This is a genomic window from Bacterioplanoides sp. (assembly GCF_965219715.1).
Taxonomy (GTDB): domain Bacteria; phylum Pseudomonadota; class Gammaproteobacteria; order Pseudomonadales; family Oceanobacteraceae; genus Bacterioplanoides.
The window spans coordinates 4431889-4451452 of the sequence record NZ_OZ244785.1 but is presented as its reverse complement, the minus strand read 5'-3'; the positions used below and the strand labels follow the sequence as shown (position 1 = coordinate 4451452).

At 47.7% G+C, this 19564-nt stretch carries 18 protein-coding genes and 1 other RNA gene; 6 read left to right on the top strand and 13 right to left on the bottom strand.

Translation table 11 applies throughout. The features are described 5' to 3' along the window. Positions 1-24 precede the first annotated feature (24 nt). The gene (locus tag ACOQOZ_RS20550; protein WP_420590020.1) at positions 25-459 is read left to right on the top strand and encodes an SRPBCC family protein; all 435 of its coding nucleotides are present in this window, start codon (positions 25-27) and stop codon (positions 457-459) included. Positions 460-486: 27 nt separating this feature from the next. Here the strand turns inward: ACOQOZ_RS20550 and ACOQOZ_RS20545 are convergent, their stop codons facing one another. After that, complete coding sequence (locus ACOQOZ_RS20545) at positions 487-1086, bottom strand: glutathione S-transferase family protein (protein ID WP_420590019.1); 600 nt, start codon at positions 1084-1086, stop codon at positions 487-489. Continuing rightward, on the bottom strand, positions 1070-2266 hold the full coding sequence (locus tag ACOQOZ_RS20540; protein ID WP_420590018.1) for a YbfB/YjiJ family MFS transporter: 1197 nt from the start codon (positions 2264-2266) through the stop codon (positions 1070-1072). Before ACOQOZ_RS20540 ends, ACOQOZ_RS20545 begins: the two co-directional genes overlap by 17 nt. Before the next feature lie 188 nt (positions 2267-2454). On the opposite strand from ACOQOZ_RS20540, the gene ACOQOZ_RS20535 reads away from it, so the two are divergent. Further along, a complete protein-coding gene (locus tag ACOQOZ_RS20535; protein WP_420590017.1) occupies positions 2455-3318 on the top strand; it encodes a LysR substrate-binding domain-containing protein in 864 nt (287 codons plus the stop codon). A gap of 57 nt (positions 3319-3375) precedes the next feature. On the opposite strand, the gene ACOQOZ_RS20530 is transcribed toward ACOQOZ_RS20535, so the two are convergent. Continuing rightward, positions 3376-3801, bottom strand: coding sequence for a secondary thiamine-phosphate synthase enzyme YjbQ (locus ACOQOZ_RS20530; protein WP_420590016.1), 426 nt, complete (start codon positions 3799-3801; stop codon positions 3376-3378). A 117-nt stretch (positions 3802-3918) separates the two neighbouring features. After that, entirely contained in the window at positions 3919-4296 is a 378-nt protein-coding gene (locus ACOQOZ_RS20525; protein WP_420590015.1) for a SirB2 family protein, read from the bottom strand. Between the two features lie 209 nt (positions 4297-4505). On the opposite strand from ACOQOZ_RS20525, the gene ACOQOZ_RS20520 reads away from it, so the two are divergent. Continuing rightward, the gene (locus tag ACOQOZ_RS20520) at positions 4506-6059 is read left to right on the top strand and encodes a diguanylate cyclase (protein ID WP_420590014.1); all 1554 of its coding nucleotides are present in this window, start codon (positions 4506-4508) and stop codon (positions 6057-6059) included. Between the two features lie 4 nt (positions 6060-6063). Here the strand turns inward: ACOQOZ_RS20520 and ACOQOZ_RS20515 are convergent, their stop codons facing one another. From ACOQOZ_RS20515 to ACOQOZ_RS20505, 3 genes are all read right to left on the bottom strand, one after another. Further along, entirely contained in the window at positions 6064-7152 is a 1089-nt protein-coding gene (locus ACOQOZ_RS20515) for a rhomboid family intramembrane serine protease (protein ID WP_420590013.1), read from the bottom strand. Further along, complete coding sequence (locus tag ACOQOZ_RS20510) at positions 7142-7801, bottom strand: hypothetical protein (RefSeq protein ID WP_420590012.1); 660 nt, start codon at positions 7799-7801, stop codon at positions 7142-7144. The genes ACOQOZ_RS20515 and ACOQOZ_RS20510 overlap by 11 nt, the downstream gene beginning before the upstream one ends. 218 nt (positions 7802-8019) lie before the next feature. Next, positions 8020-8835 carry a crotonase/enoyl-CoA hydratase family protein gene (locus ACOQOZ_RS20505; RefSeq protein WP_420590011.1) on the bottom strand — a complete coding sequence of 272 codons (816 nt, stop codon included), beginning with the start codon at positions 8833-8835 and terminating at the stop codon, positions 8020-8022. Between the two features lie 340 nt (positions 8836-9175). Between ACOQOZ_RS20505 and ACOQOZ_RS20500 the strand changes: the two genes are divergently transcribed. Beyond that, positions 9176-9622 carry an acyl-CoA thioesterase gene (locus ACOQOZ_RS20500; protein ID WP_420590010.1) on the top strand — a complete coding sequence of 149 codons (447 nt, stop codon included), beginning with the start codon at positions 9176-9178 and terminating at the stop codon, positions 9620-9622. 79 nt (positions 9623-9701) lie between these two features. On the opposite strand, the gene hemH is transcribed toward ACOQOZ_RS20500, so the two are convergent. The 5 genes from hemH to ACOQOZ_RS20475 form a co-directional block, all read right to left on the bottom strand. Further along, entirely contained in the window at positions 9702-10697 is a 996-nt protein-coding gene (hemH, locus tag ACOQOZ_RS20495) for a ferrochelatase (RefSeq protein ID WP_420590009.1), read from the bottom strand. 148 nt (positions 10698-10845) lie between these two features. After that, positions 10846-11319 (bottom strand): hypothetical protein, encoded by a 474-nt coding sequence (locus tag ACOQOZ_RS20490; RefSeq protein WP_420590008.1) that lies wholly within the window; start codon positions 11317-11319, stop codon positions 10846-10848. A gap of 90 nt (positions 11320-11409) precedes the next feature. Continuing rightward, a complete protein-coding gene (locus tag ACOQOZ_RS20485; RefSeq protein ID WP_420590007.1) occupies positions 11410-12162 on the bottom strand; it encodes a TrkA-related ion transporter in 753 nt (250 codons plus the stop codon). Positions 12163-12366: 204 nt separating this feature from the next. Beyond that, entirely contained in the window at positions 12367-14025 is a 1659-nt protein-coding gene (locus ACOQOZ_RS20480; protein ID WP_420590006.1) for a PQQ-dependent sugar dehydrogenase, read from the bottom strand. A 124-nt stretch (positions 14026-14149) separates the two neighbouring features. Beyond that, positions 14150-16075 carry an FG-GAP repeat protein gene (locus tag ACOQOZ_RS20475; RefSeq protein ID WP_420590005.1) on the bottom strand — a complete coding sequence of 642 codons (1926 nt, stop codon included), beginning with the start codon at positions 16073-16075 and terminating at the stop codon, positions 14150-14152. Positions 16076-16799: 724 nt separating this feature from the next. Between ACOQOZ_RS20475 and ACOQOZ_RS20470 the strand changes: the two genes are divergently transcribed. Together ACOQOZ_RS20470 and ACOQOZ_RS20465 are read left to right on the top strand one after the other, a co-directional pair. Next, positions 16800-16928: a hypothetical protein gene (locus ACOQOZ_RS20470; RefSeq protein WP_420590004.1), complete on the top strand. Its 129-nt coding sequence runs from the start codon at positions 16800-16802 to the stop codon at positions 16926-16928. A 297-nt stretch (positions 16929-17225) separates the two neighbouring features. Then, entirely contained in the window at positions 17226-18686 is a 1461-nt protein-coding gene (locus tag ACOQOZ_RS20465; RefSeq protein ID WP_420590003.1) for a hypothetical protein, read from the top strand. A gap of 429 nt (positions 18687-19115) precedes the next feature. On the opposite strand, the gene rnpB is transcribed toward ACOQOZ_RS20465, so the two are convergent. Continuing rightward, positions 19116-19479: RNase P RNA component class A (gene rnpB / locus ACOQOZ_RS20460), an RNA gene on the bottom strand. Between the last annotated feature and the right edge of the window lie 85 nt (positions 19480-19564).

The window sequence follows — 19564 nt, the reverse complement described above, 5'->3', positions numbered from 1 at the left end:
CGATACAAACATAAGGAAAGAAAAATGCCTGAAGTTAAAACCCGTATCGACATTAACAGTGATGCACAAACGGTGTGGAACGTATTAACGGATATACCTGCTCATGCTGAGTGGAATACCATCTTCCGTGATTTTAAAGGCACAGCAGAACTGGGACGCGGAGTAAAACTGAAGGTGATGTTTGCCGGTAAACACAGAGCGTTCGCCGGTAAAATTCTCGACTGCGATGAGAACAAAGTATTCGCCTGGGGCTCGCCTAAATCCGCATTGGATATTCTGATTAATGCCCGCCATTATTTTATTCTCGAGCAAACCGACGACAATAAAACTCAGCTGACCCACGGTGAAACTTTCGGCGGTTTATTACCGTTATTGGCCTGGCCATTAATCAAGGGAGTTAAACCACTGTACGAGCAGTTTAACCGCGAGTTAAAAGCCAGGGTTGAAAAACAGAGCTGAAAACCAGAACAGAACCGTATTACGCGTTTAAAACGCGGTCGTCGCAAAACTGTCGCGCCCGGCCAGAGCCTGGCGCCACACCGCGATATGGCCATAGTGTTTATTCACTTCCAACTGTGGCAAACGAAAATCGATATAATCCAGCGCGACGGCAACCGCAATATCCGCCAGGGTTAAATCGGTATAATGGTTGTCTGCCAATGCGGTATTTAATTGCTGTAACGTGCGTTCAATCGCGACAAAGCGACGCTCCCCCAGATAGGTATTATAAATTTCATCGCCGTAATATTTGGCGTTAATAACGCTGTTAAACGCCATGTCCATCAGGCCGATGCCAAGACCCAATTGGGATAATTGCGCCGACGTTTTTACAGACAGATCCAGCGATTCACCTGTACCAGTCAAACCATTCAGCGTCTGGGCAATCAACAGCGACTCTGAAATCGCAACATTATCGTCCATGATCAGCGCCGGAATTCTCCCTACCGGATTAGCCGCTAATAAGGTTGCGTTGTTATTCCACGGATCAACCCACACCAGCTCAACCTGAGATTGCAGCCCTTTTTCCAACATCACTATCCGGGCAAAACGGGCATAGGGTGAAGTGGCATTAAGTAGTAGTTTCATGGGATTTTCCTCTGCTTAATTCGCTGCAAGCGACCAATACAAAACCCGCTGCCATAATCATAGCGGCGATAACATATAACGACTGATAACTGCCCAGTTCCACAAACAAGGCCGACATACCATAGCCGGACAACGCCTGAGTTAAAGCAAATACCGCCGTCGCCAATCCCCAGAATTTCTTATGATTTGCTGCTCCCAACCATTCGGCCAGCAGCGCAGAAGTTAGCCCCACAACACCGGGAATCATGGCGCCCACTAAGAACGACGATAACGAACGGCTGATAAAATCGGGCAAAGCACTGCCAACCACCAACAACGACAAAACAATGCCGCTGGTTTTCGCCAGATAGGCGAATGCCAGTGCGTTTTTTATTCCCCAGCGTTGCGACGACCAGCCAGCGATAAAAGGGCCACAACAGGCACCGATGCCAAAAATTAACCACTGCAACGATGCCGCCTGCATTCCTAATTGTTGTTCACGGGCAAGATAATCCACCCAGAATAAGGTGTGTGGCACATACGCAATAGCATCCAGACCGTAGGCCAGAATCACCAGCCACACCGGCCACATCATCCGCTTGTCGAGCTGAGCAGTGGTTTGGGTTTGTGATGGCGCCCAATTCAGACGGCGGATACCGGATTCCCCCAACCACACCATCACCAGACAAGCGATGGCCAGTGCCACCCAGGTAACAGATAAACTCTGATGAATCAGCAAGGGCACCACGCTGGAAGCAATCACAGCGCCGATACCAATACCGGCAAACACCATGGCGCCAATGCTGCCACGACGCTCAACCGGCGCCTGGGCCAATGCCGCCGATGGCGCTAATACCATCAGCCAGGCACCAGCAACGCCCGCCATAAAGCGCCAGAAGAAAAACCAGCTGAACCAGCCCGGCAACACACACAAAGCAAAGCTGAGAAACACAGCGGCAAAACTCAAGCGCAACAATAACGGGCTGCCAAAACGTTGCGATAACGGGTGGGCGCTGATGGCACCGGCGAGATAACCCAACAGGTTCGCGGCCCCCAGATACACCGCCTGGCTGTCACTGAACCAACCCTGCTCCACCAGCTGGGGTAACAGCGGCGTATAGGCAAAGCGGGCGATGCCAACCCCGGCCAGCGTGGCAGCAATACCCAGTTGCAGAATGGCCAGATCGGCGCGTTTGATCACTCGTACTCTCCTAAGGCCTTATGCCTTCCTTATACCCGATGCCTGGTAGCTGAAGCTTCAGTGCGGATGCAGATTAAGTGATAGCCGACTTCATTAGAAATGATTTGTAGTGATTCCGACTATCACTTATTGTGATTTATCGATGCATAGCATAATCATGATTATCAACTGAGCAGGTCACAAACACGATGGAACTTAAGTCGTTACGGTTATTTCTGGAAGCCGCCGAAAGTGGCAGTTTTGTTGCTGCCGCTGAACGGGCTAATACCGTTCAGTCGAACGTAACGGCTCATATCAAAAAGCTGGAGAGCGAGTTAAATACCCAGCTGTTTGAACGTAAAGGTGGCATCAGACTAACCGGTGCCGGTACAACCTTACTCGATCATGCACGTAAGATGTTACGTAGCCACGATGATGTACTGGGACTGTTTCAGCAACAACACAGTGCCAATAGCCGCTTACGCATTGCATCGATGGAAACCACCACCGCCATTCGTTTACCGGCGATTCTGGCGGAGTTTTATCAGCGTTATCCGCAGGTCGATTTAACCGTGGAAACCAGCCCCAGCGCGCAGCTGGTTGAGCGTCTGATTAAAGGCGAAGCCGATGGTATTTTTGTCGCCGGTGAAACCCGCCACTCGCAGTTCTATCATCAGAAAGTGTTCAGCGAGCAATTGGTACTGGTTGGCCCTGGTGAATTCGCTCACATGCCATCCGCAGAAACGTTATTACAATCGGCATTTCTGTCGTTTCGCCAGGGTTGCAGCTATCGCCAACGCATCGAATTGTTTCTTGCGTCCCAGGGTATTCACTCTACCCGTATTTTTGAGTTCGGCAGTATTGATGGCATGTTGGGTTGTGTCGCCGGAGGAATGGGTTATGCGCTGATGCCACTATCAGTCGTTCTCTCTCACCAGGGGCGCTTTAATATCGGTTATCAAGAGATCGCGGATGATATAGCTCTGGTTGATACCTATTTCAGTACCGGCAACCCACACAGCTGGTCACCGGCATTAAAACAGTTTATTGAGTTATTGCCGCAACTTAACTAACAGCCAGTGCGGCTTTACTGTTTCGGCATTACTGTTGTGGCTTGCAGAGAACCGGACTTAACGAGTTTCACCCTGCAGGGTAATCACCAGCTGCCTGGGTGTCGCATGATTGCGGTGTTCACACAAATAAATGCCCTGCCAGATGCCCATATTCAGCTGACCATCAGTGATCGGAATATTCAGGCTATTACCTAAAATGCTGGATTTTAAATGGGCCGGAAGATCATCCGCCCCTTCATAAATATGGGTGTAATAAGGCTCATTTTCCGGCACGTGATGATTAAAAAAGGATTCAAAATCTTCTCGCACAGAAGGGTCCGCATTTTCGTTAATGGTCAGTGATGCCGAGGTGTGTTTAATAAATACATTCATCATACCGATACGAATATCGCGTAATTGTGGAATATGACGCAGGATTTCATCAGTCACCAGATGAAAGCCACGCACCTGAGGTTTTAACGTAATTTCTTGTTGGAGCCACATAACATTCTCTTTCCGTTCACGGTAAAGCAGGCACTAAAAAGCCCGGCATCTGATATTAAGTGAGAGTGTATCAGAACAACCGGGCTTAACCTGTGATTGGCAATATCAGCGTTGTGATCAGTTCAGAAAAATACCCAGATGATGTTTCGCACTGGCATAAGCAAAGGCAAATGCCATACTGGCGGCCGCAAATAACAGAACCCGCAGACCAACTGGCAAAGCTGGTTTCAGCGCCAGAATACTCAGCACAATATAAGCCACCAGCCAGATTAACTTTTCTGTTAACCAGGCATCGGCGAACGGATATTGGCCCGCATTAAACATCAGCACAACGGCGCTGAGTAACAACAAACCACTGGTAGCGGCATTGGCGATTAATGCCGGTTTGGCGGAGGCTAAATCGTCACGCCCCTGAAAACTTAATGCGCCACGAATCCAGGTTACCGTTAACGACCCAAGGGCCATCAACGCGTGTAACTTTAATACGTACAACATGGTGATCTTCTCTTTATAATTTTGTAATTTATCTCGATGCCGGATTTTACCCTGCCACCAAATAAACCATCCTGACCCAGATCAAACCCTGCTGGATTGCCACACATTCCCTGATTGAAACCAAAAGAAAGCTACCAGTTTTAACAGAAAGCCAACGAAGCAAACAGCTGCGCCTGAGATAAACTGACGCAGGTGCCAGGAGGGTATGTTTGCAACTCCATGGTCAGGACCTGCACGTTATTTATGCCTTTATTCAGCACTTGCGTGGTCACTTTTTGCGATTAATTAAGCTTAATATAATTACTGGCCTGATCTTTTTTATTGTTGCTTACGCCACCGAATGGTGGGCAGATACATTAGCGGTATGGCCTGCTGGCGGCCTGGCACTGGCATTTCTGATGTTGTTTGGCAATAAGGTCTGGCCGGGACTGTGGCTGGGCGCTTTTGCTGCAGCCTTTTCCCACTTTAGTTTTGACGATTATTCCGCTTACTGGCAGGCCTTACTCATTCCGTTTTTTGCCGCTTGTGGCAACACGGCCGGGGCCGTTCTTGCCAACCAACTGCAACCGGCACGTTTTTTTGATCATCAGCTGGATGAAGAGCTGTACATCAAAACCGCTCGTTATTTAGCGGCGGCCTTGGTACTGGGCCTGATATCCGCGTTTGTTGGCATCAGCAGTTATCACTTTCTTTATGAACCGGTCAGCAGTGGCTTTACTTACGCCATTATTGGCTGGAGCATTGCCGACGTTGTTGGTGTTATCGCTTTTACACCTTTTGTATATTTGCTCTATCGCTTACAGAATCTCACCAGCCTGGTATCTGTGGAAAGCATCGGCATTGTCTTACTGACGTTGCTGGTTGGCTATTTTATTACCGGCTATGGCTACCAGGCGAAATTAGCGACCTTTTTACAACCGTCGTTATTAATTATTCCGCTGTTGTGGGCGGTGTTACGCAAACCTCCGCTGGCGGTTGCCTTTCTTAATCTGCTTATATTTATGCTGGCCTGGTGGGGAACATCACAGGAATACGGTTACTTCTATAACTTCTTTGGCCAGGGTGGCCTAACCGCAATGCAGGTAACGCTGAGTTTTATTCTGCTGTCGATTCAGGTTCTTGAACTGTTGCTGATTCAGCGCAAACATGAATTGCAGCAACAAAACGAACAGCTTGAAGACAAAGTCCGGCAGAGGACCCGGGAATTGGAACAAGCCAAACATCATGCAGAAACCCTTGCCCGTACCGACCCGATGACGGCATTAAATAATCGCCGGGCATTTTTTGAACTGGGCAATCAGATTGAGAAAATAGCCAAACGCCATAAGCGACCGTTTTGCATTCTGATGCTGGATATCGATCACTTTAAACGGATTAACGATCAATACGGCCATGACGTCGGCGACAAAGCCATTATTGCCCTGGCTGACTGCATCGGCGATACCATTCGTGATTCAGATGTTGCTGCACGGATTGGCGGCGAAGAGTTTGCCATTATCACACCTGAAGCATCGATAGACAGCGGCATGGGGCTGGCCAGACGGTTACAACAGGCCATTGCCCTGCTGCGTATACCTTCACAACAGGGGGAGTTTGGTTACAGCGTCAGTATTGGCCTGGCTGCGTTAGAGGATCATTCGGATAATTTAAACCGTGTATTAAAGCGCGCTGACGAGGCCTTATACGATGCCAAAAACAGCGGCCGGGATTGCATTCGTTATATCAATCCGTCGCCGCTGCAGCAGGTTAATCACAAGGACTGACGTTTTAACGCGCAACCTTGTGTTTTGGATCCGCCAGAATACGCACCACCGGGTTATGGCGATACACCCAGCTTTTCAGGCTGTAGCCGATCGTCAAACCAACGGCGAAACCACCAATGTGCGCCCAGTAATCGACACCACCCGGCGACGTTACCATAGCAATCACGTTATCCAGTACTAACCAGATGGCGAAATACCACAACGGCGACAGCTTTTTCTGGAACACCAGAAACATAAAGGTCAGGCTGGCAAAACGGAACCAGATTAAATACATGCCAAACAATGCGGCAATTGCACCACTGGCGCCAACACTCATAATCGGGCTGTTCCAGTTCATCGCCACACTGATCACGCTGGCACCAATTCCTCCTAATAAATACACCAATAAATAACGGCCACGTCCCAACACATCTTCAAGGTTATCGCCAATCACATAAAGGAAATACATATTACCAATCAGATGCATAAATCCGCCGTGCAGAAAGGTCGCGGTGAGTGGCGTCCATAATTCCAACCCGGCAGCCAGATCCGCCGGACGACTGGCAAAGTGCTCGAATACCCAGTTGCGGGTATCAACAGAAAACGCATAACCAAGAAAAATCAGCGTATTCAGAATCAGTAACGTCCAGGTGACAATCGGAAAGCGATGTGGCTTCAGGTTGTACTCCACCGGAAATTTAGCTAATGCCTGAAATACCCAGGATTTTACCGATATTTTTTTATTCAGTTCGTCCAGAGCGGTGCGAATACGCGGAGAGTGTTCGACTTTATCCAGCTGATCGTACTCCACCCAAACACCGTCACACTCCATACACAGTTCAACGTCGACCTCAAAATCGTTCAGCAACTGGTATTTGTGCAAATGCGACGGACAGGTTGGGCACTGATGTTCGGTACGACCGTGTCTTTTTCCTAACAGTTTCTCAAAGTCGGCGTCATCTTCACCGTTGTCGACCTTGGAAATCAGGCTGTTTAATTCACCGTGCTCAAACCAGGCGCCACCACAGCGACGACAGATATCCAGCTCTTCACCGTAATAGTGAGTCACCTGAAGCTGTTCATTGTGGCAGTGTGGGCAATATTTACGACTCATGGTTCACCACTGCCTGATTGTTATCGCCCTTCGCTGTTGCTTGCTCTGATGAGTCAGACTGCGGTTGCTGTACACCTTTAATTTCGACCACATTAACGTCGTAATCTTTCAGGTATTGTTCCAGATATTCGGTATTGGCTTTCAGCTTTGGTAAAACATTCTTGCTCATATTTTCCAGCTGCTGTTTCATCAGCTTACTGGCGAACGATGGGCCATAGGTAAAAGATTCACGCTTGGCGATGATGTCATCCACCTGGGCATAGAAACGACGGGTTTCACCCAGAAAGTAGCTCGGCGTTTCCAGTGTGGTTTGGGAATATTTCATCGTCTCCCAAACGTAACGGCTGATCTTTGGCGAATTGGCTTTCAGCTGATTTACCGAAATTCCGCGGCCCAGATATTCTTTATCGTATTCAGTCAGGATGGCGACATTGTCCTGCAGCTCTTCGTACAGCGACTGTCGCAGAAAATAATTGTGCTGACGGGAAACCACATCATCAAACAAAATGGCCTGTTGCAAACCCGCCTGGGCTGCCAGATAAACACCAGCGATGGTGGCGATGATCATAAGTATGTGACCAATCCAGAAACCTGAACTGGACAGATCCTGGTGATTCATTTTTTTCTTAGGCTTAAGTGCTTGTGCCATAACCTGTTCCTTGTAGTTGAGGGCAGTATGCTAACAAAGTGAGTTATCAGGAAGAAAGTAAATTCATGTAGTTTATGCTGACCAGATATCAGCGACAAAAAGGCCGGTATAAAAATGTTCGTATAAAAAGACCAGCCATAAAAAATGCCGCCTACTGTGCAGCAGGCGGCATTTTTAATAATTCCCTTAGGTACCGGTTTCTACTAGTCCCTTCAGTACTAGCGAAACGATTTACGATCCACAAACGGCTTTGGCTCTTTACCTTTGGCCATACCATTTTTCATCGCAATCATCTGGTTCTTACGTCCTAATAAACGTGCCTGTACCCAACGTTCCCAACGTAACGCTTTCCAGGTATCGGCTTTCCAGGTTTTCTTAAACAGATACTTGGTTGCAGCAATGGCGTCCGGCGATTTTTCTGCAATGGTGCGTGCTAACTCTTCAGCATCCGCCATTGGGTTATCAGACAACTTGGAAATCAGGCCATAACCAAAGCCCTCTTCAGCGCTGAACTGGCGGCCGGTCATGGTCAGTTCCTGAGCAATATCAATGCGGGTCAGCTGCGACAGCGTCACCATGCCACTCATATCCGGAATCAGGCCCCACTTCATTTCCATAATCGACAGGTTGGCGTCTGGTTTGGCAATACGATAGTCCGTCGCCAGGATGATCTGCATACCACCACCAAAACAATTGCCGTGTACCACTGAGATCACAGGAATCGGCAGGTCACGCCAGCAGTGAGCAATTTCCTGAGCCACGTTTTGTTTGGTCCAGGGGAATTTCAGGAACACCTTGGCAACCATGCTTGGTTCTTTGTTCAGTGCACCAAAGTCCAGGCCGGCACAGAAAGACGGACCGTTGGCCGACAGAATTACACAGCGGATGCTGCGGTCTTTGCGGATTTTTTTCGCCGTGGCAATCATCTGGCGGAACATCGGCATGTCCAGACCGTTCAGTTTCTCTTCGCGGTTCAGAGTTACATAAGCGATATGGTCTTTTACTTCTAATAATACGCGTGGCTTATCTGTCATGGTGCTCTCACGGCCGGGTGGCAGTTGTCTTATCAATTTCAGCCTGTAACCGGCTGTTGAGCCGCATGATTCCACAGAGACGCCATGGATACTATGACCAATCTGCACGATTCAGTGGCCAAATTGATCAATACGTCGAATCAGTAAGCGTTTTCAACCCGCATGAAGAATTCTCAGGTGCAGTAGAGTTTTTACTCGAATACAATGCGCGCCTTAAACTAAAGTCGCACAGCATCAGACTGACTTCATAAGCGGCCCGATTCATCACTCGCCAACAGCAACGCGAGCCATTAACAGTCCACAACAGACTAACCAGCCGATTACCCAGCCAGAGAAGTGTATGAGCCCACAACAACAGCGCCTGCGCGAAGAATTAATTGCCAAGCGTATCAACGCCGCCAAAACCAGTGTCGTAAAAGCCGTCTTTCCGTTTACCACCAACCATCATGAGACGTTATTTGGTGGCCAGGCATTAAGCTGGATGGACGAAACCGCGTTTATTGCCGCGACCCGTTTCAGCCGCAAACGCCTGGTCACCGTATCGTCCGATAAAGTCGACTTTAAGCATCCGATTCCGGAAGGTTCGATGGTGGAGCTGGTTGCCGACATCATTCACGTTGGCCGCACCTCAATTAAGGTCGAAGTGAATATCTATGTTGAAGACATGTACCGTGATGGCACTGAAAAAGCGATCACCGGGGTATTCAGTTTTGTTGCCATTGGCGAAGACAAAAAACCGGTGCCGGTTCTCGACGGTTTTGATCAGGAAACCGGTTTAAGTAACTAATAAACCGGTATAAAAAAAGCGCTGACAAATCAGCGCTTTTTTACACAACCGGCTCACGCAGGTAGCTTTGGTGGCCTTTTTACCAGCCCTGAGTGTGTTGCTTCACAAGATCCACCATCATCTGAATATGATCATCACGGTCATTCAGACAAGGAATATAGTGGTACTCCTTACCACCAGCTTCGATAAAGTTATCGCGGTTTTCTTCTTCCAGCTCTTCCAGTGTCTCTAAGCAATCGGCTGAAAATGCCGGGCTGATGACGTCCACCCGACCAATGCCTGCTTCGCCCCATTCTTTCAGAGTAAAGTCTGTATAAGGTTTCACCCACTCTTCACGGCCAAAGCGAGACTGAAAGGCGCAGAACCACTGGTCGTCTTTCAGTTGCAGTGCATCAGCCACGGCTTTTGCCGTGGCCCGGCATTGTGAGGGATAAGGATCGCCACGGTCTTCGTAGCGCTGCGGAATACCGTGGAATGACATCAGCAGCTTGTCACCCTGACCGTGTTCCGCCCAGTATTCTTTCACCGAGTTGGCCAGTGCCTGAATATACCCCCGATGTTGGTGGTATTCGTTTACCCAGCGGGTTTGTGGCAAATGTGGACAGCCTTTCAGGCCACTGGCGAGACGATCATAAACCGCCGCCGTGGTTGATGACGAAAACTGCGGGTACAGCGGCAGTACCAGCATATTCTCCACACCGGCCTGGCGCAGTTCACGACCGGCCTGTTCCATGGTTGGCTGACCGTAGGTCATCGCCAGTGCCACCGGAATGTCTTCACCATAAGCCTCAGCCAGCTGTTTTTTTAACGCCTGCTGCTGCTTTTTCGAGATCGCCATCAGTGGAGAACCTTCATCGGTCCAGATGCTGGCGTAGCCTTTGGCCACCATGCGTGGGCGGAAACGCAGGATCACACCGTGCAGGATCATCCACCAGATTGGCCGGGGAACGTCGACCACCCGGCGATCCCACAGGAATTCCGCCAGATATTCACGAACAGCTTTTGCAGTTGGGGCTTCCGGAGTACCCAGATTGGCCAATAACACACCAAATGGAGGACGAGATTTTGTGCTCACACGCGACCTTATTATGCAGTCGGCAGCTCCGTTATGGGCTGCCTGTATAAGTTTTGCATGAGTTTATAGGAACTTGGCGTCGCTGTTAACGCCGGGATACGGATTCAGCTCAAGGAAGTGCAGGCTTTTGGCAAATAAACCGCCTGTGTTACTCCAGAGATTCGAGTAACGCCAGGGTCGCCTGACGCACCGCTTCGGCTGAATTGAGAATGGCATCGGCACTTTGCTGACGATCTCCCATTTGCTCCCAGTTCTGCTGCCAGACGGTTACTAGTTCCGCACTGGAAAGCACCAGTGGCTCTCGCATCGGCGGCTTCATCAACTGCGACAGATCCTTAATCAAGAGTACGTGGCTCCAGCCGGTTCGGGGATTACCAAGATGCGTACGATCCATATCGTAGCGATGATGAAACACCACATTCTGCAGCTCACCGAGTTTGAACAGAATCTGAAATGCCGCCATCCGCTGATTCTGGTTATCTTCGGTTTGCTCATAGCGCCAGGAGTTGTAACTCAGGCTGCTGACCGCCACAAACAAGCTGATGATGGCCACCGCATTCTGCCGCAGCTGCTGCAGGATGGTGCGACCGCGGGATGGAGAACAGGAAGAAACTTCAGACATAACTCGTCCTGGCGTCATAAAGAATACTGATAACTATAGACGCCAGAACGGCTGTGCTGGTTCCCCGATACGGATTTCGATGTGGTTCGATCAGGCACTCAGGTCATGGCTGATGTATCGCCGGAACGCATCGTGAACCTGAGCTTCAGCCGGCGTATGAGCGGTTTTCACCAGCATGATAATACTCTGGGCATAAATCGCCTGATCCGCCCGCGGATGCACCATCACCTCTCCCTCTTTGCTGACCGCCGCCATTGGTGTACCGAGATTATCCAGCATCATCGCCTGTACCACGTCGCGCCACAGGTCACCCTCAAGCCATAACGGGAAACGTTTAAAATGATCTTCCGCCCGGGTAAACATATCTTCGACAATCAGTTCAGCACCGGGGCTTTCCAGCGCCCGGACAATCACTTCCGGATAAGAGCGAATCGGTCGTAATACCGACTTCACACCCACACTTTTAAAGCGCTCGCGGTTGCCATCATCAAAACATTCAACGATGACCCGATAAGACAGGCCTCGCTCGCTCAGACGATGGCAAATATCAAAACAGACGCTGTCGCTGTCTTCAGGAATATCGTCTTTCGCCAGCACCACAATATGTTCGGCCTCTTCGATATTGGCCTGCTGCCAATCCTGCGGGCTGACACCGCGACCTTCCACCAGGCGCACACCCATATCGTCGAGATATTCCGGCAAGCCCAGCGGATAATCGGGGTTAATTAAAACAATAGGGGTTTTGTCATGGGCGTGATTTTCCCGAACCTGGCGACAGAAGCGTTCAAAGTATTTATCCGTGCCGGATTTGGGTGCATTAATCACCACAATATGATTGTTCATAGCCTCCTCCACTGAATGTATCGGCATAGCAACCTTCAGTATATGCAGGCCTGTACGAATTCATTCAGAATAAAAAGGAGTTAAAAACAGGCTGTTTTTTCAAACAAGTTCTTTAATTTTTTGTTAACAGACAATGTGATGGCATGTGAACAACGTTTGTCGCTCACAGGCCTTTGCTTACCGATCTTTCAGCCTGAAAATTGATTAATCAACAATGGCATTTAACAGGGTTTTAATCTGCGTGTTTGTTAACGAACCGGTCGGTGGCATTTGTCCAGCTTCGCCTGTCAGGCGTAATTGCAGCAACGTCTTATTACCTTCACGGCGCAACCAACCATCACGGCGATTTAACAATGCACCCGGTTGGCTGGTTAATTCCTGATGGCAGGCCGAACATTCTTTCAACAGCAGGTCTTTAGCGTCGTCACGAAACAGGTATTCGTCAGATAACCCGGTAAGTGTTGGTGAAGCAGATAGCTCCTGTGCCGGATCGATATAACGACTTCCGGTGGATAACCGTAACAGCGCTTTGTTTTTGTCGTCGACAATCAGCAGGCTTTCATCCGGCAACATGGCTAAGCCAACCGGCGCACCTTCCGGCCGGACATCCGCCACTTTATTCCACTGGCTGATCACTTCCTGATGCTGCGCATCAGCTGCTGAGCCACCTTTAGGATTGGCTATATGAGTGGTGAACTCCGTTGCTGGCGCAATGGGATCGCGTTTAAACCAGATTGGATTTTCCTGGGCATTTTGTAAAACCGGCAAGCCTTTTTGATCAACCGCATACGCCACCAAACGATTGCCAATCACCCGGTAGCCGTGCCAGCTGATTAATAACTTACCCTGTAACCCCGGCAGTTTTTTGCCCGGGTAATACATCATATCCAGCGGTGCGGTATGCGGGGGCATTAATGAGTACGGTGGTTGGTAATTTTTCTGATGGCAACCGTCGGCAATAAACTGCTGATCGAACTCACGGTTTAAACAATATGGCCAGCCGTAAAAGCCCCCGGCGATAACCTGATTAATTTCTTCGAACGGCTCTTCCGCATCTTTAATGTCAGAGCTGTTCTCGGCCTGCAACACCGTACCTGAGTCGTGAGTGACCAATGCCACCGAATTTCTTAAACCGGTCGCGTATTGCTGGTACTGCTGGCTCCAGTTTTTCTGTGCCGCCACATAGGGGTAACGACGCAAGCCGACCCAACTTGCTTCCTCACAGCGGCCCTGACTCAGATCACCTGCGGTTAAACCACAGTCATCACTGGCCGAGCCAACATTAATCAGCAAACTGTTGTCCGCCATAAAGACGAAGCTGGTTAATGGATGACGATAGGTTTTACGATCATACGGCAGTTGTTTAATCACTATTTCTTTTTCAGAAATTTCACTGCCTGATAACCGAAAACGCCACAATTTATCGGCTTCGCCAATGTAGAACCAGCCATCACTGTGATGCTTAATATCGTGTGGCAACATCAGTTTTTCTGCCAGACGATGAGCATTAATCAGCTTCGAATAACGCTCGTCAGCAAACTCCAGTAACCATAAGACACCACGACTCGGTCCCCAGCCGCCCATATCCGTCACCAGTAACTGATGAGTACCAGCAACCGGAATCGCTTTTCTTGGTTTTTTAAACGGTAAATCCTTGTTGTCGATAATCAGTCCAAGGCAAAAACCGGCTTCCGTACCAACAGCGACCTGTGGCAAACCATCACATTGTTGCTTCAACACCGGATAGCCCGCCTGGGAATTCAGAGCAAACAACGTCAGCATCGCCAGCACAGTCAGACGTACAAAAAAGGCTGGATTAACACAACGTGTTAACAACAGAAACCGGGAAATAACAGATAACACGACACAGATCTCAAGCTGAAAAATCAGTGCTTACTGTATGTGTTTTCAGCGCCGGAGTCAGCCATAAAAAAACCGCTGACGCTTTCGCACCAGCGGTTTTTCCGAAACAAGAGATCGCGCCGGTTTAATAAATAAACACAGCACCTTTGCCCTGTCCAAAGCCACTGAATTGCAGCCCAGGACGGCTGGCTGCCACGGTTTCGCCATCACCAGCCAGATCGATGTCGTAACCGAGGAATTCGTTCGGAATAGACACCAGAGGTGAACGTAAATACGCCAGCTGGGTCCACGGGCCTAAAATACTGCGCTTACGATCAAAAATGTACGCAGCGCCGGATTCCTCATTACCCTCTCCCTCTTCCTGAGTGAATTCAGAGAAATAATGAATACCAGCCGCGAAACCACTCTCTCCCGGAGCACCAACCGCTATGCGGTTACCATCGGCACTGATGGCAATGCTATGTCCGAATAAATCATCTTTCTGATGAAAACGTGGGCGAATCCAATCAAACTCCCGATCCCAGATATAACGCTCGTTATTGACGTAGTTGTACACCGCCACGTAACCCGCTTTATCTTCATCGAAAACTTCCGCTTCTGGCGCGCTGGCAATAATTCGCTGGCCATTACCACTGATCGCCACGGCAAAACCAAAATGTCCGGTACGAGAGTTACCGTTCAGATACGACTCCTGTTGCCAGTTGCCTGTTTCTGCATTTTTACGGAACACATAAGCCGCTCCGGTATTCAGGCCGTTATTATTTTCCGGCTCTTTATTAACGTCGATGTAATCCGGATTGGCATCGTTATCTTCATAAGGCGCACCAATCACAGCAATATCACCACTGGCATCCAGTGCAACAGAGTAACCAAAACGATCTTCAGCATCGGCGTTAGCCGCTTTCAGGTAAGCCGTCTGATGCCAGCTGGAAGTCAGGTTGTGTGGTTCAACGGTAATAAACACATAAGCAGCTCCGGAATTTTCCAGGCTGTTATCGCTGGCGGAGGTCGAATTACTGTCTTCATGACGTGCTCCCACCAACAGAACATGACCACTGTCGTTTAATGCAACCGAATAACCAAAACTGTCGGAGCGACCGGCCTCGGCAGCGGTAATTTGTCCCATACTCTGCCAGCCACCCAAGCGGCTATCGTCAAAATAGGTGTACACCGCTCCGGCAAATTCGGTCACCGTTTCGACTTGCCCGGAATTCGGATTAAAGGCTTTTTTATCAGCACCGTTAGCACCAACGGCTAACACATCAGCATCCAGCGCAATTGAGCGGCCAAAATAGCTGTTGGCGCCCGCCGGAGACGGAATATAAGCCACCTGATTCCAGCTGCCGCTTGCCTGTTTTTTAAAGATGGTCACGGCACCAGCATCATTACGTGGCTGACCCGGCGCATCCGCGCTGGCAGAATCTTCAAACGGTACCCCAACGGCCAAAGTCGAGCCATCATCACTTAAGGCAATCGCACGGCCAAAGCGGGAATAGGATTCAACCGAATCCGGGCTGATCTGAGTAATGGCTGCACGCAAATAAGCGGATGTATCCGCTACATTAACGATATTGGAATCCGTGCATCCGGCACTATTACAGCTTTGCAGCTTGTATTGAGCATTTACCTGATCAACCAGCGCCACCTGTAATGACAAACCAATATCGAAATTGGAGATATCAGCACCAACCTGAGTAAAGCCTTCTGCCGCTGCCGTTTTTCCGAACAAGCGGTAATGACTCAGATTCTTTTGCGGTCGCCAGGAAAAATTGAAACTGCGACTGTCTGAGAGTGTTAACGCTAAGGTGTTGGCAACCGGAAGCGCTGTGGCAACAACCGGTGTTTCCGGTTCTGGCTCGGCAGAAACCGTGCTTTCAGTTGGCGTAGGCTCCGTTGGTGTTGCTTCAGTCGGGGTTGCCTCAACCTGAACGCCACTACCGGTTCGATTGTCGGCGCTGTCGCCGGGGTTGGGTTTATTATCATTTGACGAGTCGCTGCCACATGCGGCTAACGCCAGACAAGCGAAACTGACTGCTGTTCTGGTAAACATCAGATCTCCAATACTGTTCTTTTCTTATGCGGCTCAATGAGCCATTTAAGACCATTTACTATCTCTTGAGCTCATAAGAACAAAGTACCAGAGTGAAGTTCAATCGTTTTTTGATTTTTTTAACAATTGATCAGATAAGAATCGGTTTCAGTTAGATTATTTGCGCCAGTGGCCCGATAACCCCATATGGTATGCCGGTCAATTGAATCGAGTTAAAAGCTACTTGTGATTCATTGCGGCCTGTCACCAAGACACAATGCCTTTATAACCCCATCAAACTAAGTTGTTTCACCATACCTGAGAATCAGTAGGTTAATATTTTTTCTACATAGCACGCATGCAGATATTCAACGTATTCGTACCAAGTGTAAAAACCAGGGTGAGCAACAGTAAAGTACGACTGCCATAGTTATCTACATCGGTTTATTCTGATCGACTAATCAGGATCTGGTGAACGATCGAACATTAAAGCAGAGTTACGAAATGATTCTGTTAGAAAAGCAGAGGCCCGGATGCTCGCATTACATGAAACCGTAGATTCATTGAAATGAACGAGCTCAGGGAAAAGTTAAACCGCCAACCAGCTAAAACTATCTGAAGGGTGCCATAGCCAGCGGTGCTTGTTATCACACTAAACAACATGTATCTGGGGCATAGAGTCTGATTACCTGCCGCTAATTTTTCCCAGCCGAAAGGTACAAGCTGAGATTAATTAGGGAGAGTTATGGCATCAGGAACCCATGATGAAAATTACGAGCTATCTGATACTGATCAGTTGAATAAGGTACTTGATTGGTTAAACTCTCTAGTAGTGAATGATGCTGCTGTTAAAAAGGCAGCCCAAAGCTCTTGAGAGAACTAATCGCCGTCTTGGATAGTGAGTTGAGGAGTTTACAGGCTTAAAGGCTTGAATCTGTAAAGCTAGTTCAACGCCTAGCGACTAAACAGGCTTAATCGCCGAATCGCATTTCTGCCCAGAGGTAAGTGACTCCAAAACTCTCTGAAAAGAGTGAAGATTTATGATGCTTATAATGGCGATCATAGCTGTAAATTGCGGAGCGCTTTGACATACACAGAAAATAATATGCAATTCAACATAATAAAAATCACATAGAATCATAATTCAAAAATATATTTCAAGAGAAATACCATGAAAGATAATTTGATTGACTCACTTATACATGGGAAGTTCAATAGTGATGACATTCCCTTTAAAGCTACACAAAACACCGCGAATAATCCGATTATTTTAGAAGGGGTCGGCAAGGTATGGGAAAACAATAATTCTGACATTAGATTTCGAGGAACAATAGATTCAAAAAGTGAGAAAATATTAGAAAATCTATTCCCAGAATTTCAAAAACTACTATACAAGTCTTTCGTGGATAAAGAATCAGCTTTTAATCTGGAGCTGTTCGATTTCCACAGCAGCTCATGGAAGTCAATAAACTGCCATCTAAGCATAAAAAGGGCAAGTAATAAAATAGCTATATCAACGACAATTAAAAATATTGAATCAGAAGTAGAAACATCAAAAACAATCAATGAATGCGAAATAGTATCCAAAGACTTTCTCCCTATTGTAACCAATACAAGAACTACGATTGATAATTTAGAAATACCAACACTAGTTGTTTACTTCAGAAAAGGTGATATTCAAGGTTTCACCGGAACGCTAAATATACTCAGCTACCCAGACAGAACAGTATTCAAGATAACTGACACCATTGATCTTAATGAAGAGATAAAAGAAAATATCATAAAATCCGTTGAAATAATAAACGGGAAAAAGCTAAATATAATATATGAGAGCATATCAATAAACGGGATAACTAAAGTTCGAATACATAGTACAAAACATGATTATATAAAATGCAGGTCCGTAATTCCTAATGAGAAACTATCTCATGCAAAGTGCTCCATTGAATTTATAAAGTCCTATGTCTCACACTTCCAAAGTGATAGAGACGAAGTGATATATCCCTTTTGGTTAAAAGTAGTCTCTTGTAGCGTATTTGCCGAAAGCAAAGTTCTGGCTGCCTCCATTGCAATAGAAGGAATTATTAGAGAAGGGTTTGGCGAATATTTAGTCAAAAGTAAAGAGGAAATTTCCGAGATAAAAAATCGTATCACTGAGATTGAAGAATCGTCACTTTCAAAAGAAACAAAGTGTTACCTTAAGGATACTGTCAGAAATAACAACTATCGTTCTCCACGTCGTGCCCTCATCGACATACTATCCTCTGGCGATGAATTAGTAGTTGATAAAAGGTCAATCGCTTTATCAAAACTTTCAAAAAATGATTATATAAAAATTTTACAATCTGGAAAATTTCACGAAGTAACTCTCCCCGAAGAAAGTGCGAAATTAGAGAAAATAAAATTAGCCAAACTACTTTCAAAATCTTGGAATAATGCTAGAAACAAGACCGCTCATGGAAGCGATATAAATATGAATGATGAAAAGTTTATTGAGTTCTGCAGGGATATGGAGCGTTGCTATCTCATCCTTTACCTACTGATATTTAAAGTCATAAAATACCGAGGAGAATATTATGACTTATCGATAGACTCTAGTAACAAACCTACCAGATACATAAAATATAATTAGTCCCAGCTCTATAACTTAAAACCTTAACCTGAAGCTCACTATTATTAAAAATATGGGCTTCTTTTATTCGTACGTATCGTTCGCTTTCAAGTATTAAACGCATTGTTATCAATTGCTTAGATGCGCCAAACGACAGGGCAAATGCAATAGATGATTTTAATCGCTGACACGCAAAATCTGGCTTTAAACGTGATATAAAAATATCACCGTGTCTGCACTGCAGCAAATTTAAAACGCTTCGTTTATCACTTCGTTATCAAAACCGATCAAGCTATTCAGCTTGTAGGAGTTGCGAGTTCCAGATTCAGCAACTCACGGATAGCATTCAGTCTCGTCCAGTGTGCCGTACAGTCTCAACCGATGTGGCGCACTACGATTAAGAGCATAAAAAAACCGCTGAAGCTCTCGCTCCAGCGGTTTTTTTGGAATGATTTGAGATGCCCGATAAGCCGGGTTCTGTTCCTTCCGAAGAAGGCGACAATCATTCGTCTAGGCCTGCAATCGCTCACAGGCTCAAGCGACCTACCCGTTCCCAGCGCGGGCCACGCCTGTAGGGAACCTATTTGGTCTTGCTCCGGGTGGAGTTTACCTTGCAACCAACTGTTACCAGTGGCCCGGTGCGCTCTTACCGCACCCTTTCACCCTTACCTACCACTCGAAAGTGATGGGCGGTCTCCTCTCTGCTGCACTTGTCGTCGGCTCACGCCGCCCAGCCGTTAGCTGGCACCCTGCCCATTGGAGCCCGGACTTTCCTCCCCTCACTAATGTGAGCGACGATTGCCTGGGCATCTCGGCGGCGGATTCTATCAAAGCCACACAATAGTTGCAGCCATAAAAGCGGGCTCTGAGATATATTTCTGCAACCTTCTGCCACATGG

What these genes read in the sequence shown, in the direction of transcription:
- ACOQOZ_RS20550 (WP_420590020.1), top strand. Translation starts at nt 25, where the DNA reads ATGCCTGAAGTTAAAACCCGTATCGACATTAACAGTGATGCACAAACG.
- ACOQOZ_RS20545 (WP_420590019.1), bottom strand. Translation starts at nt 1,086, where the DNA reads ATGAAACTACTACTTAATGCCACTTCACCCTATGCCCGTTTTGCCCGG.
- ACOQOZ_RS20535 (WP_420590017.1), top strand. Translation starts at nt 2,455, where the DNA reads ATGGAACTTAAGTCGTTACGGTTATTTCTGGAAGCCGCCGAAAGTGGC.
- ACOQOZ_RS20530 (WP_420590016.1), bottom strand. Translation starts at nt 3,801, where the DNA reads ATGTGGCTCCAACAAGAAATTACGTTAAAACCTCAGGTGCGTGGCTTT.
- ACOQOZ_RS20525 (WP_420590015.1), bottom strand. Translation starts at nt 4,296, where the DNA reads ATGTTGTACGTATTAAAGTTACACGCGTTGATGGCCCTTGGGTCGTTA.
- ACOQOZ_RS20515 (WP_420590013.1), bottom strand. Translation starts at nt 7,152, where the DNA reads ATGAGTCGTAAATATTGCCCACACTGCCACAATGAACAGCTTCAGGTG.
- ACOQOZ_RS20510 (WP_420590012.1), bottom strand. Translation starts at nt 7,801, where the DNA reads ATGGCACAAGCACTTAAGCCTAAGAAAAAAATGAATCACCAGGATCTG.
- ACOQOZ_RS20505 (WP_420590011.1), bottom strand. Translation starts at nt 8,835, where the DNA reads ATGACAGATAAGCCACGCGTATTATTAGAAGTAAAAGACCATATCGCT.
- ACOQOZ_RS20500 (WP_420590010.1), top strand. Translation starts at nt 9,176, where the DNA reads ATGAGCCCACAACAACAGCGCCTGCGCGAAGAATTAATTGCCAAGCGT.
- ACOQOZ_RS20490 (WP_420590008.1), bottom strand. Translation starts at nt 11,319, where the DNA reads ATGTCTGAAGTTTCTTCCTGTTCTCCATCCCGCGGTCGCACCATCCTG.
- ACOQOZ_RS20485 (WP_420590007.1), bottom strand. Translation starts at nt 12,162, where the DNA reads ATGAACAATCATATTGTGGTGATTAATGCACCCAAATCCGGCACGGAT.
- ACOQOZ_RS20475 (WP_420590005.1), bottom strand. Translation starts at nt 16,075, where the DNA reads ATGTTTACCAGAACAGCAGTCAGTTTCGCTTGTCTGGCGTTAGCCGCA.
- ACOQOZ_RS20470 (WP_420590004.1), top strand. Translation starts at nt 16,800, where the DNA reads ATGGCATCAGGAACCCATGATGAAAATTACGAGCTATCTGATACTGAT.
- ACOQOZ_RS20465 (WP_420590003.1), top strand. Translation starts at nt 17,226, where the DNA reads ATGAAAGATAATTTGATTGACTCACTTATACATGGGAAGTTCAATAGT.